General features: G+C 69.5%; 16 protein-coding genes. 6 read left to right on the top strand and 10 right to left on the bottom strand.

Going from position 1 to position 15,338, the window contains the following annotated elements; genetic code table 11:
- Positions 1–833: 833 nt before the first annotated feature.
- Positions 834–1,517: a hypothetical protein gene (locus A4R44_RS44215; RefSeq protein ID WP_067595454.1), complete on the bottom strand. Its 684-nt coding sequence runs from the start codon at positions 1,515–1,517 to the stop codon at positions 834–836.
- A complete protein-coding gene (locus tag A4R44_RS44210) occupies positions 1,514–1,909 on the bottom strand; it encodes a helix-turn-helix domain-containing protein (RefSeq protein WP_037807545.1) in 396 nt (131 codons plus the stop codon). The genes A4R44_RS44215 and A4R44_RS44210 overlap by 4 nt, the downstream gene beginning before the upstream one ends.
- 140 nt (positions 1,910–2,049) lie before the next feature.
- Here A4R44_RS44210 and A4R44_RS44205 point away from each other — a divergent pair, with 140 nt between their 5' ends.
- Positions 2,050–3,189 carry a methyltransferase domain-containing protein gene (locus tag A4R44_RS44205; RefSeq protein WP_067595452.1) on the top strand — a complete coding sequence of 380 codons (1,140 nt, stop codon included), beginning with the start codon at positions 2,050–2,052 and terminating at the stop codon, positions 3,187–3,189.
- On the opposite strand, the gene A4R44_RS44200 is transcribed toward A4R44_RS44205, so the two are convergent.
- Positions 3,190–4,023, bottom strand: a complete 834-nt coding sequence (locus A4R44_RS44200; protein WP_067595450.1) for an enoyl-CoA hydratase/isomerase family protein — start codon at positions 4,021–4,023, stop codon at positions 3,190–3,192. It abuts the gene before it with no gap.
- 122 nt (positions 4,024–4,145) lie between these two features.
- Between A4R44_RS44200 and A4R44_RS44195 the strand changes: the two genes are divergently transcribed.
- Entirely contained in the window at positions 4,146–4,526 is a 381-nt protein-coding gene (locus tag A4R44_RS44195) for a helix-turn-helix domain-containing protein (RefSeq protein ID WP_067595489.1), read from the top strand.
- Between the two features lie 35 nt (positions 4,527–4,561).
- Here the strand turns inward: A4R44_RS44195 and A4R44_RS44190 are convergent, their stop codons facing one another.
- Genes A4R44_RS44190 through A4R44_RS44180 form a run of 3 tightly spaced genes read right to left on the bottom strand, consistent with a single transcriptional unit; the run spans position 4,562 to position 6,005 of the window.
- Positions 4,562–5,203, bottom strand: coding sequence for an AAA family ATPase (locus A4R44_RS44190; protein WP_067595448.1), 642 nt, complete (start codon positions 5,201–5,203; stop codon positions 4,562–4,564).
- A gap of 1 nt (position 5,204) precedes the next feature.
- A complete protein-coding gene (locus A4R44_RS44185; RefSeq protein ID WP_095214004.1) occupies positions 5,205–5,603 on the bottom strand; it encodes a zf-TFIIB domain-containing protein in 399 nt (132 codons plus the stop codon).
- A 33-nt stretch (positions 5,604–5,636) separates the two neighbouring features.
- Positions 5,637–6,005, bottom strand: coding sequence for a VOC family protein (locus A4R44_RS44180; protein WP_067595446.1), 369 nt, complete (start codon positions 6,003–6,005; stop codon positions 5,637–5,639).
- Positions 6,006–6,099: 94 nt separating this feature from the next.
- On the opposite strand from A4R44_RS44180, the gene A4R44_RS44175 reads away from it, so the two are divergent.
- Positions 6,100–6,567 (top strand): CGNR zinc finger domain-containing protein, encoded by a 468-nt coding sequence (locus A4R44_RS44175; protein WP_067595444.1) that lies wholly within the window; start codon positions 6,100–6,102, stop codon positions 6,565–6,567.
- A 953-nt stretch (positions 6,568–7,520) separates the two neighbouring features.
- Here the strand turns inward: A4R44_RS44175 and A4R44_RS44170 are convergent.
- The gene (locus tag A4R44_RS44170; protein ID WP_067595442.1) at positions 7,521–8,819 is read right to left on the bottom strand and encodes a DUF445 domain-containing protein; all 1,299 of its coding nucleotides are present in this window, start codon (positions 8,817–8,819) and stop codon (positions 7,521–7,523) included.
- A gap of 29 nt (positions 8,820–8,848) precedes the next feature.
- Between A4R44_RS44170 and A4R44_RS44165 the strand changes: the two genes are divergently transcribed.
- Both A4R44_RS44165 and A4R44_RS44160 read left to right on the top strand, forming a co-directional pair.
- Positions 8,849–10,015: a pyridoxal phosphate-dependent aminotransferase gene (locus A4R44_RS44165; RefSeq protein ID WP_067595440.1), complete on the top strand. Its 1,167-nt coding sequence runs from the start codon at positions 8,849–8,851 to the stop codon at positions 10,013–10,015.
- A gap of 351 nt (positions 10,016–10,366) precedes the next feature.
- On the top strand, positions 10,367–11,764 hold the full coding sequence (locus A4R44_RS44160; RefSeq protein ID WP_067595438.1) for a hypothetical protein: 1,398 nt from the start codon (positions 10,367–10,369) through the stop codon (positions 11,762–11,764).
- A 449-nt stretch (positions 11,765–12,213) separates the two neighbouring features.
- Here the strand turns inward: A4R44_RS44160 and A4R44_RS44155 are convergent, their stop codons facing one another.
- Complete coding sequence (locus A4R44_RS44155) at positions 12,214–13,653, bottom strand: PLP-dependent aminotransferase family protein (RefSeq protein ID WP_067595436.1); 1,440 nt, start codon at positions 13,651–13,653, stop codon at positions 12,214–12,216.
- 61 nt (positions 13,654–13,714) lie between these two features.
- On the opposite strand from A4R44_RS44155, the gene A4R44_RS44150 reads away from it, so the two are divergent.
- Entirely contained in the window at positions 13,715–14,356 is a 642-nt protein-coding gene (locus A4R44_RS44150; protein WP_067595435.1) for a YitT family protein, read from the top strand.
- Here the strand turns inward: A4R44_RS44150 and A4R44_RS44145 are convergent.
- Both A4R44_RS44145 and A4R44_RS44140 read right to left on the bottom strand, forming a co-directional pair.
- A complete protein-coding gene (locus A4R44_RS44145; protein WP_067595433.1) occupies positions 14,353–14,886 on the bottom strand; it encodes a Clp protease N-terminal domain-containing protein in 534 nt (177 codons plus the stop codon). The genes A4R44_RS44150 and A4R44_RS44145 overlap by 4 nt on opposite strands.
- Entirely contained in the window at positions 14,886–15,095 is a 210-nt protein-coding gene (locus A4R44_RS44140; protein ID WP_009071860.1) for a hypothetical protein, read from the bottom strand. Before A4R44_RS44140 ends, A4R44_RS44145 begins: the two co-directional genes overlap by 1 nt.
- Positions 15,096–15,338 lie beyond the last annotated feature (243 nt).

Raw genomic sequence — 15,338 nt, 5'->3', positions numbered from 1 at the left:
CTGCTGGTCAGACTCGGACGGCCGGGTTCGGCCCGCGGTTAGCCGCAGCGAGCGAGCCTGGGGTGACAACGGTCACTCCGGGCGGATGTCCCTGCTTGGGTCGAACCCAGTCCGCCGCCGCGAACCTAGGTCGAACCCAGCTCGCCGCCGCGAACCTAGGTCGGACCCAGCTCGCCGCCACGAGCCTAGGTCGGACCTAACGACGCTCGCCCGAGTTGGGTCCGACCCAACACCGGCCTCACCGAAACACTTCGCCGCAGCACACGGCGGCCGGACCAATCCACCCAACGCGGCCGCCGAAACACCCCGCACAGGAGAACGGCGGCACCGTCCCCCGATTCACCGGCGCGGCTGCAACCTCACCAACGCCCCCGCCACCGCAACCCCGCCACAGGGGTGCCCCGGCACGTCCCCCGATTCAGCAGCAATCTCACCAACACCCCGCCACTACATCTCCACACCACCCCGGCACGTCGTCCGATTCAGCAGCAACCTCACCAACACCCCGCCACCCCATCCCACAGCACCCACATCCCGCAGCACCCCGGCACGTCGCCCGATTCAGCGACGCGGGGCACAGTCCGCCATGCAGCGGCACGGCACCTCTCGCACGCGGAGCGTGCACCGTCCCCAACACCGCGACACCGCAACGGCACAGTGCCCCGAACATCCCCAACGCAGCGCACGGCGGCCGGACCAACCCTCGGCCCGGCCGCCGTGCGACCCCTCGATCTTCAATTCTCGCCCTCGGCGACCCGGCGCAAACCGTCCCGCCCCAACGGTTCGGGCACCGAAGCGCCCGAACCGCCGTCAGCGCGGCAGCGACTTTTCCGTCACTTCTCCGTCTTCGGCGCGGCCGGCTTCTTCGCGTTCGCCGTCGTGGCGGTGGTCGTGCGGCGGGCCGGGGCAGCGGTCTTCGGCGCGGTGCGGTTCGCGGCCTTGCGGGCCGCCGAACGGGTCTCGTGCGCGACGTTCTCGCCGATTTCCTCGACCGCGTCCGCGGTCTCGCCGGCCACCTCGGTCACCTTGCGGGCGGCCTTCTCGCCAGCGGAACGGGTGCGCTTGGTGACCTTCGCCAGCACGCCGTCGACGCGCTCGCGGGTCTCCTCGGTCAGGCCGTCGACGCGCTCCTGCGCGGCGGTCAGCGCGTCGTCCAGCTGCTCAAGAGCCTTCTTGACCTGCGGCTGCGCGGCGATCTTGTCCCACGCCTGCTCGCCGGACTCGGCCAGCTTGTTGTACAGCTTCAGCGCGGCCTCGGTGTACTCGTCGATGGCCTTGCGCAGTTCGGCCGGGTCGAGCTTCTCGCGGAGGCTCTCGACATCGGTCGGCAGCTCCTCGAAGCCCTTGCGGGCGGCCTCGGTGTTCTTGGTGACGTTGGCGCGGGCCTTGGAAACCGCGTCGGTCACGGCCTGGCTGGCCAGGTTGCCGGCGCCGAGCGCGGCGAGCAGCGGGGTGCGGACCTGGTCGAGCGCGGTGTTGACGGCCTTGCGGACGTCCTCGGTCTTGGGCGTAGTCATGCCGACTCCTCAGTGGTCTCTTGGGTGGTCTTCGGTGCGGTGTTCGCGGCGGCGTTTTCGCGCCGGAAGGACTCGTAGACGTCGAGCAGGACCTGCTTCTGCCGTTCGGTCAGCTCGGCGTCGGCGCGGATCGCGTCGCCGACCGGGCCGCCGGTCGGCAGGTCGAGGATTCCGGCCTGCACGTACAACGCTTCGGCCGAGATCCGCAGCCCTTTGGCGATCTGCTGCAGGATCTCCGCGCTGGGTTTGCGGACCCCGCGCTCGATCTGGCTCAGGTACGGATTGGACACTCCGGCGAGTTTCGACAGCTGGCGCAGCGAAATCTTCGCGGAACTGCGCTGCTGGCGGATGTACTCGCCGATGTCGGAGGCGATGTCCGCGACCTTGTCCATGGGGCGCTGTGCTCCGCCGGGTTCTGTCATCCGGTCACCTCCTCGCGACCTACTCGACAGTACGCTCGCGTGCTAGCTATTGCAAGCACCCTGCTTGCAACCATCGGGTGTGGTTCCGCTCACCCCGTTACCCTGGGCTTATGCGGGCACAACGGTTGCGTCGACGCCTGGTCCGGCACCTCGTCGAAGAGGACGTGCTGCACGACGAGGCGTGGACGGACGCCTTCGCGACCGTCCCGCGGCACGCGTTCCTGCCGCGGTTTTTCGTGCCCTCCGGCAACGGCTGGGCCGCAGTCGACCGCAGCGACCCGGACTGGCTGGACCGCGTCTATTCGCGCGACGTCCTGGTCACCCAGCTCGACGACGACCCGGCGCTCTGGGACCGGGCCCGCGCACACGGACCGGTCCCCGGCACGGCGACCAGTTCGTCCAGCATGCCCGCGATCATGGCGATCATGCTGGAAGAACTCCTGGTCCGCGACGGCGATCGGGTACTGGAGATCGGTACCGGAACCGGCTACAACGCGGGTTTGCTGTGCCACCGCTGCGGTTCCGGCCAAGTGTCCACAGTGGATATCGACCCGGCCATCGCGGCCGCCGCGCGGGAACGTCTGGCCTCCTGCGGCTACGCCCCCGCGTGCGCCACCGGCGACGGCGCACTCGGCTTCCCGGCCGGAGTGCTCTTCGACCGGGTCCTGTGCACCGCGTCGGTCTCCCGGATTCCCCTTTCCTGGCTTGAGCAAACACTCCCCGGCGGGCACATCGTCACCACCCTCAACCGCCCGCTCGGCGGCGGGCTGATCCGGCTCACCGCAGGCGAAGGCGCGACCGCCGAAGGCCAGGTCCTAGCCCGCGACGGCCGCTTCATGCCCCTGCGGGCGCACCGCCTGTCGCCACTCGCGGAACTGCCGTCCACTGCCGATGCGCAATGGCGTCCCACGGAATTGTCGATGACAGATGTTCTCAAACCGCAACGCCATTTTGAGTTCTTCGCGTCACTGGAGCTGCCGGAGGTGCGCCCAGTGCACGTCGACCCGAACGGCAGCTTCGCACTGTCCCATCCAGACGGTTCCTGGGCCCGCACCCGCCGCACGGATTCCGGTTTCGAGGTAGCGCAAGGAGGTCCACGTGCCTTGTGGGATCTCGCCGAGGACGCGCACCGTCGCTGGGAATCACTGGGTCGTCCCAGCCGGTCGCGCTTCGGCCTCACGGTCACCAGCGACGAGCAGACTTTCTGGCTGGACGATCCGCAATCCGAGAACCGGTGGCCGTGCGGCTGATCACCCCGCCAGCCCGCGAAGCAGCCCCTCCAGATCACGCTCGCCCGCGCGCGTTTGCGCGCCGTGCGCCAGTCCTCCGCGAATCAGCGCTTCCGCCGCGGGACGAGTGAACTGCCCCGCCCAAGCGTCGTGTTCCCGCTGAAATCCCTTGGCCAGATCATCCGGAACGACAGCCTGTTTCGCCGCGGCGATCACTCCCTCCGGCAGCGCGGCGATGTTGCGGGCCAGCCGATCGACCACTTCTTCCAGTTCGTCAGCGGGCACGGCCCGGTTGACCCAGCCGTAGCGTTCGGCCGTCCGCGCGTCGTACAACTCGGCGCCGAGCACGATCTCCAACGCCCGGTTGCGGCCGACCCGGTTCGCCAGATACTGCGTTCCGCCGCCGCCCGGGACAATCCCCATCAGCGCCTCGATCTGCCCGAGACCGGCGGAGCCGATCGCGGCGAAGGCCAGGTCAGCGGCCGCGACGAACTCCGCCCCGCCGCCTCGGGCCAGGCCGGCCAGCTGCACGATCGTCACCTGCGGCTGCTGCCGCAGAAGTTCGCCCAACGCCTGGAAAACGTTGAGCCCCGCGGGCACCTCGGGGGCGAACTGGTCGAACGCGTCCGGCGTATCGAACAGTGACATGTCGACGTGCGCGATGAAGAAGTCCGGATCGGCGCTGTCGAAAACGATCACGCGCGCCGAATCATCGTCTCGCAGCGCGATCAGCAGCCGCCTGAGGTCCGCCATAAGAGCCACGTCGAGGACGTTGACGGGCGGGTTGTCGATGGTGACGCGGACGATGCCGGCCTCGCGGCGCACGCGCAGGGTCGAGTAGTCGTCGTGGTGCATTCGGGTCTCCGATACGTATCCGGCAGGCAGCTAGGTTCCTGATGTATACCTAGGCTCGGACGTTGCTCGACCGGCGTCAATAACGCACTTTGGGCATCGCAAGGATCATGGAGGATACCGAGATGGCCGCTCCCGACACCGGCACTGTCTACCGGGCCGACTGTCCCAGCCGCCCGATCCTCGACCAGATCGCCGACAAGTGGTCGATGATGGCGATGGCGGTCCTGGAGGAGCCGCGCCGGTTCAACGACATCAAACGCAGGCTGAAAGGCGTGACCCAGCGGGTGCTGACCCAAACCCTGCGCCGGCTGGAACGCAACGGCATGATCGTGCGGCGGGTACTGCCGACGTCCCCGGTCGGAGTCGAGTATTCCCTTACGCCGCTTGGTGAATCACTGCGCGAGCCGTTCGGCAGGCTGTATGACTGGACCGTCGCGCACACCGGCGAAATCCACGAATCCCAGCAGCGTTACGACGAACGGCTCCGCGCGGAAGAATTGTGAAGGGCCACTAGGTCGAACCCAGTCACAATCCCCGCTTACGCACCGATTCCTAGGTCCGACCTAATTCTGGCCCGGACCCACTTCTCCACCGCGGTCACGACGTCGGCGAGCGGAGCCTCCGTCGTGTCGATGGACTCGACCTGCCCACGTATCCACAGGTTGAACTCGAGCATCTCCTCGATACGCGCCTCGTCCCACTCCCGCCACGCCGGCCGGGCACGCAACCGCCGCCGAAGGGTCTCGTTGTCCGCGACCAGCGCCAGATAGTGCACGTCCGAGAAGAAAACGCGCTCTGGCAACGGTTCCAGCTCCTGCGGCGCGACCGTCCCGCACAGCACGACCGGCCGCCCGTTCTGGTGCAGCATCGCCGCCATCCGCAGCCACGCCCCGCGAAACGCCGGATTCCCCGGGACGTCGTCGCGCAACGCGCCGGTCCACAGCACATCCTGCTCCAGCACGACGGCCTCGCCCGCCAACCGCTGCGCCAGCTTCGGCCCGACTGTCGATTTGCCGCCCGCGCTCGGCCCCGTCAACGCGAACAACGGCAGCCGCCGGAACGGCCACCGGTGTCCGCACTCCGCGCACCGCACGAGGTCCCCGTCAACCTGTGGACAACTCGCACGGTCGCCACAGGCCGGGCAGATCCGCAGGTCAAGCGCTACCGGGACGGTGGACAACTCAATCGAAGAGGTTCTCGAGGAAACCGCGCTTGCGGCGTCCGCCGTACGGTCGCGGCGAGTCCCCGTAGCCACCGCGGTGCGGCCGCGGCGAGTCCGCGTGCCCGCCCCGATACGGACGCGGCGAGTCCGCGTGCCCGCCGCGGTACGGACGCGGCGAATCCGAATGCCCGCCCCGATACGGCCGGGGCGAATCCGAGTACCCGCCTTGATAAGGGCGCGGCGAATCGGGACGGCCGTACGGCGGCGGCTGCTGCCGGTAGAAAGCGCTCTCCGCACCGGCGATCTGCTCCAGCTCACCGCGGTCGAGGAAGATCCCGCGGCAGCCGTCGCACTGCTCGATGTGGACGCCGTTCTTGTCGACCGTGCGCATCATGTTCTGACACTTCGGACAAATCACGCAGCCGACCCTACGCGGATTCGGCGTGCCGCGTCAGCAGGCGCAGAGGCAGAACGGGTGGCCGACCGGATCGGCGTACACGCGGAAGGTCTCCGGTGAATCGTCGAGCAGCTTCGCGCCCAGTCGGAGAATGCGCTGGTGAGCGGCCTCGAGATCGGGGACGTCGAGGTCGAGGTGCGCCTGCTGCGGCTTCTCCTGCGACGGCCATTCGGGCGCTCGGTAATCGGCCACCCGCTGGAATTCCAGCCGGACGCCGCCGCGCGGGTCGACGAGCGTGGCCCAGTGGTTGTCCGGCGCGATCTCGGGTTCGTCCCACTCAAGAAGGGAGCGATAGAAACCGGCGAGTACCCCTGGGTCCGGACAGTCGAACGCAATGCCGCCGAAAGTCGGAATCGCACCCATGTTTTGCCCATCCTCTCCTCGTCGCGTAACCAGTAAATCGAGTATGTCGGTTAGGGAGCCAGGTCGCAACCGATATCGCCCGTACACTGGGCAGGTGCACACCGACGCTTCCCTGGTGGTCGCCTTTCTCAACACCGTCGACATCGAACGGGGCGACGACCTGCTGGACGATCCGGAGCTCTGGCGGCAGTGGACCGCGGACCACGACGTGTCACCGAACGATCCCGCCGAAGCCCGCGTCGTGCGGGACAGCCTGCGCGCCGCCGTCGGCGATCCGCGGCTGCCCGTGACCACGCTGGACGTCCCGCTCCGCTTCGCCCTCACCGAAACCGGCCCGACGCTGCTCACCCCGGATGCCGTCACCGCGACCCTGGCCGCGGCCACCCGCCTCGCCATCCGGGGCGACTGGGTCCGCCTGAAGATCTGCCCCGCCGACGACTGCCTGTGGGCCTTCTTCGACGAATCCCGCAACCGCTCCCGCACCTGGTGCTCGATGCGCGTCTGCGGAAACCGCGAAAAGGCCCGCTCCTGGCGCGCCCGCACGGCGGCTGTGCACAACTAACCCCCTGTGGACAACTTGTCCACACACACCACATGTGCACGTGCAGATGCCCTGGATCCCCACAAGTTGTGGACAGCGATTAGGCCATCACCGTGAATTCCTGTGGATAACCCCGGGGATAACTCAGCTTCCTGTGGACAACTGGCCTGAGCGGCCCGCGGCTGTGGTATAGGACGGCGCGTATACGACCGACCACCCGCCGCACCCGGTCGAAGCAGAGGAGAACTGCGGTCGGCATGGCAGCCGCAGCCCCGGGATACCCGCGGGGCCGACCTCGATCCGCCGGTGTCGCAGGCAAGCAAACGAGAGCTGGATCGGCGACGAATTCCGCTCAACCACAACGAAATCCCGCATCGGCCGCCAGCCTGGATCCGGCAGCGACCCGCACACCGGCGGGGCCAGAGGTCAGCACGCCCGACCATCAACCGCGCCCTCCCGCACCGGCTGGACCAGCACAGTCAACCGCCGACCGGCGACCCCGATCCCGAACCGCGTCGACCGGCCCAGCACAGCCAACCGCTGCCCGGCGACCGCGCGATCCCGAACCACACCGGGCAGGGCCAGGCCACCCAACCCCGACCGGCAACCGCGCCCTCCCGAACCGCACCGACCGGCCCAGCAGCCAACCGTCGCCCGGCAATCTCGCAATCCCGAACCACACCGACCAGCCCCGCACACCCGACCACCGCCCGGCACCCGCGCGATCCCGAACCACACCGGGCAGGCAACCGCCCCATCCCGAACCACACCGGCCAGGCAACCGCGCCATCCCGAGCCACACCGGCCAGGCCCCAGCCACCGGACAGCAACGCACCAGCCCGAACCGCACCGACCGGCGCAGCACAGCCAACCACTGACCGGCGATCGCTAACCGCTAGCAGGCGAATCCCCGCCGCCGAGCGACCCCGAAACCCCAGCCGCCCTCGGCCACGGCTCTCGCGGCGGGCCAGCCCTCAGAACAGCAACTGCGCCACCGCGTAAATCACCAGCCCGGCCAGCGCACCCACCACGGTCCCGTTGATCCGGATGAACTGCAGATCCCTCCCGACCTGCAGTTCGATCTTCCGCGACGTCTCCTCGGCGTCCCACCGCTCCACCGTGTCCGTGATGATCGTCGTGATCTCGCGGGAGTAGTGGGTCACCAGGTAGACCGCCGCGCCCTCGACCCAGCCGTCCACCTTCGAGGTCATCGACGGGTCGTCCACCAGGCGTTTGCCCAGCGACTCCAAGCCGCCGCGGACTCGCTGGCGCAGTTCGCTCGACGGGTCCTCCGCGGCGTTCAGCAGCATCTCCTTGGCCGTCGCCCACGCGTTGCCGATCAGCTTCTGCACTTCGCCGTGGTTCACGATCTGGCCCTTGACCTGCTCGGCCCGCTCCATGGTCTTCGGGTCGGTCTGCAGGTCCTGCGCGAACTCGCCGAGGAACTTGTCCAGCGCCAGGCGCATCGGGTGGTTGACGTCCGTTTTGACCGCCCAGGTGAACGTCAGGACCTCGCCGTACACCTTGTCCGCCAGCATTTCGTCGACGAACTTCGGCGACCAGCTCGGCGCGCGGTCCGAGACCACGCGCAGCATCGTCTGGTGGTTGTCCCGGACCCATTCGTAGGCGCGGTCGCACATCAGATCCACCAGCTTGTGGTGCGCGCCGTCCTCGAAAACGCCTGCCAGGATCTTGCCGAGCGGTGGGCCCCACGGCTTGTCGATCACGCGCTTGACCACGGCCTGCTCCATGATCGCCTGCACGTCCTCGTCGCGGAGCACCGTCACCGCGCCGCGCACGACGGTGGCCAGTTCCGACGTCACGCGTTCCGCGTTGTCGCGCTGCGAGAGCCAGCTGCCGAGCCTGCTCGCGACCTCGACGCGGCGGAGCTTGTCGCGGATGACGTCCGGGGACAGGAAGTTCGAGCCGACGAACTCGCCGAGGCTGTTGCCGAGCGCGTCCTTTTTGTTCGGGATGATCGCGGTGTGCGGGATCCGCAGGCCGAGCGGATGCCGGAACAGCGCCGTCACCGCGAACCAGTCCGCGAGCGCGCCGACCATGCCCGCCTCGGCCGCGGCGCGCACGTAGCCGACCCAGCCTGCCCAGCCCGCCGACTCCGCCCAGCTCGTCAGCAGGAACACGATCGTCGCGCCGAGCAGGAAGGACAGCGCGACCAGCTTCATCTTGCGCAGACCGCGCCGTTTCGCCTCTTCGCCGGCGGTGCCGCCGGGCGGGTCCGCGGGCGTGACCTTGGCAGGGGTGAGTTGCTCCACACCGCCATTGTCCGTGAGGATGCGTTCTCGTGCGTGAACCAGCTCTCGTCCCCCGCCTTCGCCCGTTCACCTCGACGGTCTTCGCGGAGATGACCGCGCTCGCCGTCCGGCACGACGCGGTCAACCTCGGCCAGGGCTTCCCGGACACCGACGGGCCGGCCGGAATGCTCGAAACGGCGAAGAACTCGCTGTTCGGCGGCGACAACCAGTACCCGCCGGGGCCGGGCCGTCCGGAGCTGCGCGCCGCGATCAGCAGGCACCGCCAGCGCTACGGAGCCAGCTACGACCCGGACACCGAGATCCTGGTCACCGCGGGTGCGACCGAGGCCATCGCGGCGTCGCTGATCGCACTGACCGAGGCGGGCGACGAGGTGATCGTGGTCGAGCCGTACTACGACTCGTACGCCGCCGCGGTCGCGATGGCGGGTGCACAGCGACGCGTCATCGGGCTGGTCGAAACCGAGAACGGACAGCTCGAACTCGACCTCGACGCCCTCCGCGACGCGATCACCCCGAAAACTCGCGCGATGCTGCTGAATTCGCCGCACAACCCCACGGGCACGGTGTTTTCGCGCGCACAGCTGGAGGAAGTCGCGCGGCTGTGCGTCGAGCACGACCTCATCGCGGTCACCGACGAGGTCTACGAACACCTCGTCTTCGACGGCGCCGAGCACCTTCCGCTCGCATCGTTCCCCGGGATGCGCGAGCGGACCGTCGCGATTTCGAGCGCGGGCAAGACCTTCAACTGCACCGGCTGGAAGATCGGCTGGATCTGCTCGACGCCGGAGTTGGTGGCCGCGGTGAAGGCGGCGAAGCAGTTCATCACGTTCGTCTCCGGCGGACCGCTGCAGCCGGCCGTCGCGTACGCGCTCGACAACGAGCTTGAGTGGGTCGAAAACCTGCGCGCGAGCCTCCAGGAGAAGCGGGATCGGCTTTCCGCTGGCCTTGCCGATGCGGGATTCGCAGTCCGGCCGAGCGCGGGGACGTACTTCGTGACGGCGGACGTGCGTCCGCTCGGTTTCGCGGACGCCGCCGAACTCGCTTGGACGCTGCCGGAACGCGCCGGAGTCGCCGCGGTACCCGTCAAGGTGTTCACGGATCACCCGGACGAGTGGAAACATTTGCTGAGGTTCGCGTTCTGCAAGCGCAACGAGGTGATCGACGAAGCCGTAGAGCGCCTGCGGAAACTCGTCTGACGACTGCCGTCCGGTCCCGGTTTGCCCCTGGGGAATGGAGATACCGAGAGTGTCGCGGTGGCGGAAACATCGGGTCAACGCCCGAATTCGCGCTGCGGACGGGCCGCCCGGATGGCCGCATCTGCCCCGGTTGAGGCGACGCAGGGTGATCGACTAGGGCGGATCGGACACCAGAGCCGGTGCGGACGTTCCGCCTTACGGGGTGGATCGAGCGCGGGAGAGATGAAACACTCGCGTCCGGTGCTAGAAAGAGGGCAGCCCCGGGGGACCTGCGACCTGGCCGGAAGACAGCCCCAGCAAGATCAGTCTCGTGCGGTGGCACGAGCTTCAGGCGCGGACGGTGGTGGTGGCGTGACCGGCATGGCGAATCCGTGCGGCCTCGCACATCCCGTGGCGTCCGGCTCCGGTCCGCTCGGGAACGCGGGGTCCGCGCTCCTCGGAATGGCCGGCGGCGCTTCGAACCGCGCCGAGCGGAACTCCTCTTTCGCGCGCGCGGGCGTGAAACGGCGGCCACGAGCCTGGGCGGCTCCGATCGCCCGGCCCGCCGCCCGAATCGCCGTCGCGGGCGGGCTCACCCTGGCCGGATGGCTGCTCGGCGCGGCGTTGTCGCAGGCGAACGCCGCGACGGACGACCACGCCGACCGTCCCGCCGCTTCGGCGCACGACACCGAACCGGAGCACCGGTACGCCGGAACGGCCACGTCCGGCACCCTCACCTGGGCGATGCCCGGGGCGGCGACCGGCGCGAAGCACGCCTCCCCCCACCGGTTCCAGATCTCCGCCGACGACTACCGGCCGGACGTGAGCTTCCGGTCGGCCACTGTGTCCGGGAACGACCCGGAGCACCAGACCAGCGCCGCGGCGACCCGTCCCAAGATCACCAAGCCCGCCAAGGCGAAAAGCCCGGGCAAAGCGAAACACCACGCACCGGCGAGCGACCCCGCGCCCGAAGCGACCACGCAGCCCGGCCTGCTCGGCAGCACCAGCAGCGAACCCAGCCAAGATTCGCCCGGCAGCACCAGCACCGAGCCCCAGCCCGGCCTGCCCAGCAACACCAGCAGCGAGCCCGAGCAAGGCGAGCCGCGGCAAGGTCTCCTCGGCGGTCTTCTCGGCGGCACCGGCCGTGATTCCGGCCCTGGCCTTCTCGGCGGGCTCCTCGACAGCCCCGGCACCGGCCGGCCAGGTCTCCTCGACAGCATTCTCGGAACCGTCGACCACACCGTCGACACGACCCTGCACACCACCGTCACCTCGGTCGACACCGTGATCGACACCGCGCCGGTCCGGGTCGTCGAGCCGCCGGTCGCCACGGTCGAACCGGCCCCGTCCGCCAGCGGGTCGGTCAGCGTCTCCGTCCCGGCGGCCAAGCTGGCGAAAGAGCCGGAAGCGCCGGTCGCCGTGAAGGTCAGCAAGCAGGCACCCGTCGTCCACGCCGCGTCCGCCCACGTCCGCACCGCGCAGCCCGCCGCCAAGCAGGAGAACCAGCCCGCGCCGCCGGTGAAGGAACACAGCCAGGCAGGCGGCAGCAGTGGTGGCGGCGAAGGCCTGCCCTCGGCTCCGGCCGCGCCTGCCGCGCCCGCGTCGACTGTCTCACCGGGACACGACGGGCACGGCGGTCTGCGCCAGCTGTTCGCGCTGTCCGGCGACGGCGACACCGTCACTCAGCTCAAGCTCATCGGCGTCAGCCGCGACCACGAGGTCGACGGCGCGGGCAGGGACGCCGCCCTGCCGACCACCTCCCCGGACTGACCTCCCGACCGGTTACCCGGGGAGAGCTCCGTCCACCTCAAGATCAACTTCTTGATCGCGCGCGCTCGTTCGCTGCGCCGGACTCACCCCTTCGCACTAGTGCTACTTCACTCAAGGGGCTGAACCATGACCGCACTTCCCGACCGGCCGACCGCGCCCGGCCGGATCGGGTCCTGGTCCCGGCGCCGCGCTGCCCCCGCGGCGCCGGGACCCACCACGGGCGTGCTCCGGAGGCTTTCACTCACCGCGCCGAGCGAAAGCCTGCGCCAACCGAAGCCCGCCTGAACCGAGGGCGCTTCCCGGCACTTCGAGGGGCTGTGCCGGGAAGCGCCTCGGACGATCGGCCGGTGCGCCGGACAGGTGACCGCCACCCTCCCTGGAGTGGCTGGATCCCATCCGGTGCACCGGCTGTTCACGTCGTGAGAACCGGCATCCCCACTCACGATCCGCTAGGTCACCGAAATCCGTTCCGCGGGCACATCCGCGCAGCCGCGCACCGAGGCCGCCGCCGCGCTCACCCGTCGCACCGCTTCCGGCAACTGCTCGCGCGGCAGCCCGAACGGCAGCCGCAGCCAGCGTTCCAACCCGCCGTGCACCCCGAACCTCGACCCTGGCGCGATCTGGACTCCGTGGTTCGCCGCCGACACCGCCAGCCGTGTGCTCATCGGTTCCGGCAACCGGCACCACAGCGACAGTCCGCCGGAGGGCACCTGGAATGTCCACTCTGGACAGTACTTGCGCAGTGCCGCGATCGTGATGTCCCGCTGCTCCCGGAATTCCGCCCGGCGCCGGGCGAGCACGTCGTATCCCTCCGGTTCGAGCAGCGCCGCCAGCACGAGCTGGTCGAACACCGGCGCGCCAAGATCGACCGCGAACCGCGAGGACTGCAACCGGTCCAGCAAATCCGTCGACGCCCGGATCCAGCCCAGCCGCAACCCGCCCCACTGCGATTTCGCCGCCGAGCCGACGCTCAGCACCAGATCCCCGCCGAACGCGGCCAGCGGCGGCGGACCGGCCACCGGATCGCCCTCGTAATCCAGTTCCACCAACGATTCGTCGACCACGACCGGCGTCCGCGACCGGGCGAGCAGCCCGCCGAGCCGTTCCCGGCCCGCCGCGTCGAGGCGCAACCCGGTCGGATTCTGGAAGTCGACCACGAGATAGCCGAACCGGGGCGCGGCCTGGCGCAGCGCGGCCTCGATTCCCGGCAAATCCCAGCCGTGCACCGGATCGAGCGCGACCGGCACCGGCAACGCATGCGTCGCGCGGACGGCGTCGATGGCGTTCGGATACGTCGGCTGCTCAAGCAGGACCCGGTCACCGGGCCCGCTCAGCATCCGCAGGCAGAGCACGAACGCGGAGTACGCACCGGAGGTCACCAGCACCTGGTCCGGCGACGTCGGCAGGCCACGCGCGGTGTAGCGCTCAGCAATCCGCTCCCGCAGCCGCGGCAGTCCCCCGGTGAGATAGCCATTTCCGCTGACGTACTCGATCAGATCACGCCGCGCGGTGTCGAACGCGGCCATCAGCCCGGGCACCGCGGGCGGTGCGGCCCGCGCGAGGTCGAGGAGGTCGTCCCGAACCGCCTCGGCCTCGTCGCGGTTGCCCACACCAGCCACCCACGACCCAGCTCCGCGACGGCTGGCGACGAGACCGTCCGCGCGGAGCCGGTCGAGCGCCGCCCCGATCAGCGTGCGGCTGACGCCGAGCGCGTCGGCGAGTTCGCGCTCGGCGGGCAGCCGCGTGCCAATCGGCAACTGCCCGTCGAGCACGTGCAACTCGACCGCCGCGGCGAGGTCAGACGCACCTTGCCGGGAGCCACGCTGCCGCCATTCCCCCAGCAATATGGCCAATCGCCGTCCCGAAATCCGGCCGCCCAGAGGTTCCATAAGGCCAATTATCGCGCATTGGCCATGGCATACCAGGCCAGTTGGTGCCAATAGTGGAGAAGTGGCAGTTACCGACCTCAGTCCCCTCAGCCTTCGCCGAGCTCCCGCGCGCCGGGGTGTCCAGTTGCTCGCCGGCCTCGCGCTCTATGGCGCGAGCATGGCCATGCTCACCCGCGCCCGCCTCGGCCTCGACCCGTGGGACGTGCTGAACGACGGCCTGACGAAGATCACCGGGCTGACGTTCGGCACGATCAGCGCCGTCGTGGCGGTGTTCGTCCTGCTGCTGTGGATCCCGCTGCGGCAGCGCCCCGGCATCGGCACCGTCGCGAACATCGCGGTGATCGCGGTAGCGGTCGACGCGGTGCGCGCCGTGCTACCCGACCAGCACGTGCTCGTCTGGCAGATCCTGATGCTGGTCGGCGGCGTGGTCCTGAACGCCGTCGCGACCGCGGTGTACGTCGGCACCCGCCTGGGCCCCGGCCCCCGCGACGGCTTGATGACCGGCCTGCACGCGCGAACCGGCTGGTCCGTCCGCCTGGTCCGGACCGGCATCGAGGTACTCGTCCTGGCCGCGGGCTGGCTGCTCGGCGGCGCGGTCGGCGTCGGAACCGTGCTGTACGCCCTCAGCATCGGCCCGCTGACCCAGGCCCTGCTCCCGCTGGTCACTTGGCGCACCGGGGCGCACCAGCAAGAACAGCATTAGCGCTTGCCGACGGCGTGGCGGACCGCCGGATAGTCGATCCCGCGCGCCGCGAGGAAGTCGGCTACCGGACCGCGCTGTTTCACGAGGGCGAGCAGCAAATGCTCCTGCCCCAGATGCTTGTCGCCGAGTTCATGCGCCTCCCGCACGCTCATCTGCAGCGCGCTCTTCGCGTCCTCGGTGAACGGCAAGTGATTGCGCTTCGTGGGCCGGCTCGCCTGAGCAAGCGCACCCGGCCCGTGCGTCTGCTCGATCCGCTCGACAATCTGATCAACGTCGATGCCGAACTCGGTGAGCGCCTCGGCATCGGCGTCACTGATCCCGCCACGCCGGCGCACCCGGGCAAGCTCAGCGAAGACGTCCTCGCGCGACACGCCGAGGTTCCGCAGCAACCGCACGGCCTCGCCGTTCTCGATCCGCGCCAACCCGGCGAAAACCGCCTGCGCGGAAATCTCGTGCGCCCCCGCCTCATGCGCCGCAGCCTGCGCTTCGACGACTGCTCTCCGGGCGTCATGGGTGAACTTCTCGAACATCAATGCCTCCCGTACTTCTTGTGGACGGCCTGTCGGCTGACCCCCAACTCGGCCGCGATGTCCTGCCAAGACCAGCCGTGCATCCGCGCACTGCGCACCTGAACCGCCTCCAACTGCTCAAGCAACCGCCTCAGCGCCGCCACCGCCCGAAGCCCCACCCGCGGATCCCGGTCACCGGCGCGAGCGGCCAAATCCGTCGCCTCCGTCATAGTGTCAACCTAGATTGACGCCACCGAACTGTCAACCCGAGTTGACATCACTCCGTGAGGGCCACCCTCATTGACTCTGATTCCCGCAGGGTTCCCCTCACGCCCCACGACCGGTCCGCGAGAGGCCCCTTCACGAACGCGGGTTCCCTCAAGAAGCCCTCACCGCCCCGCCCGCAGACCGCCACCGCTGCACCCACCATCGAGGCACCCAGCCGCTCCCCGCAGCCGACGCACCCACCACCG

Origin of the sequence: Amycolatopsis sp. M39 (genome assembly GCF_001651785.1) — a bacterium.
Classification (GTDB): domain Bacteria; phylum Actinomycetota; class Actinomycetes; order Mycobacteriales; family Pseudonocardiaceae; genus Amycolatopsis; species Amycolatopsis rubida.
Note: the sequence above shows the minus strand (reverse complement) of the source record. Positions and strands in the feature narration are given on the sequence as shown.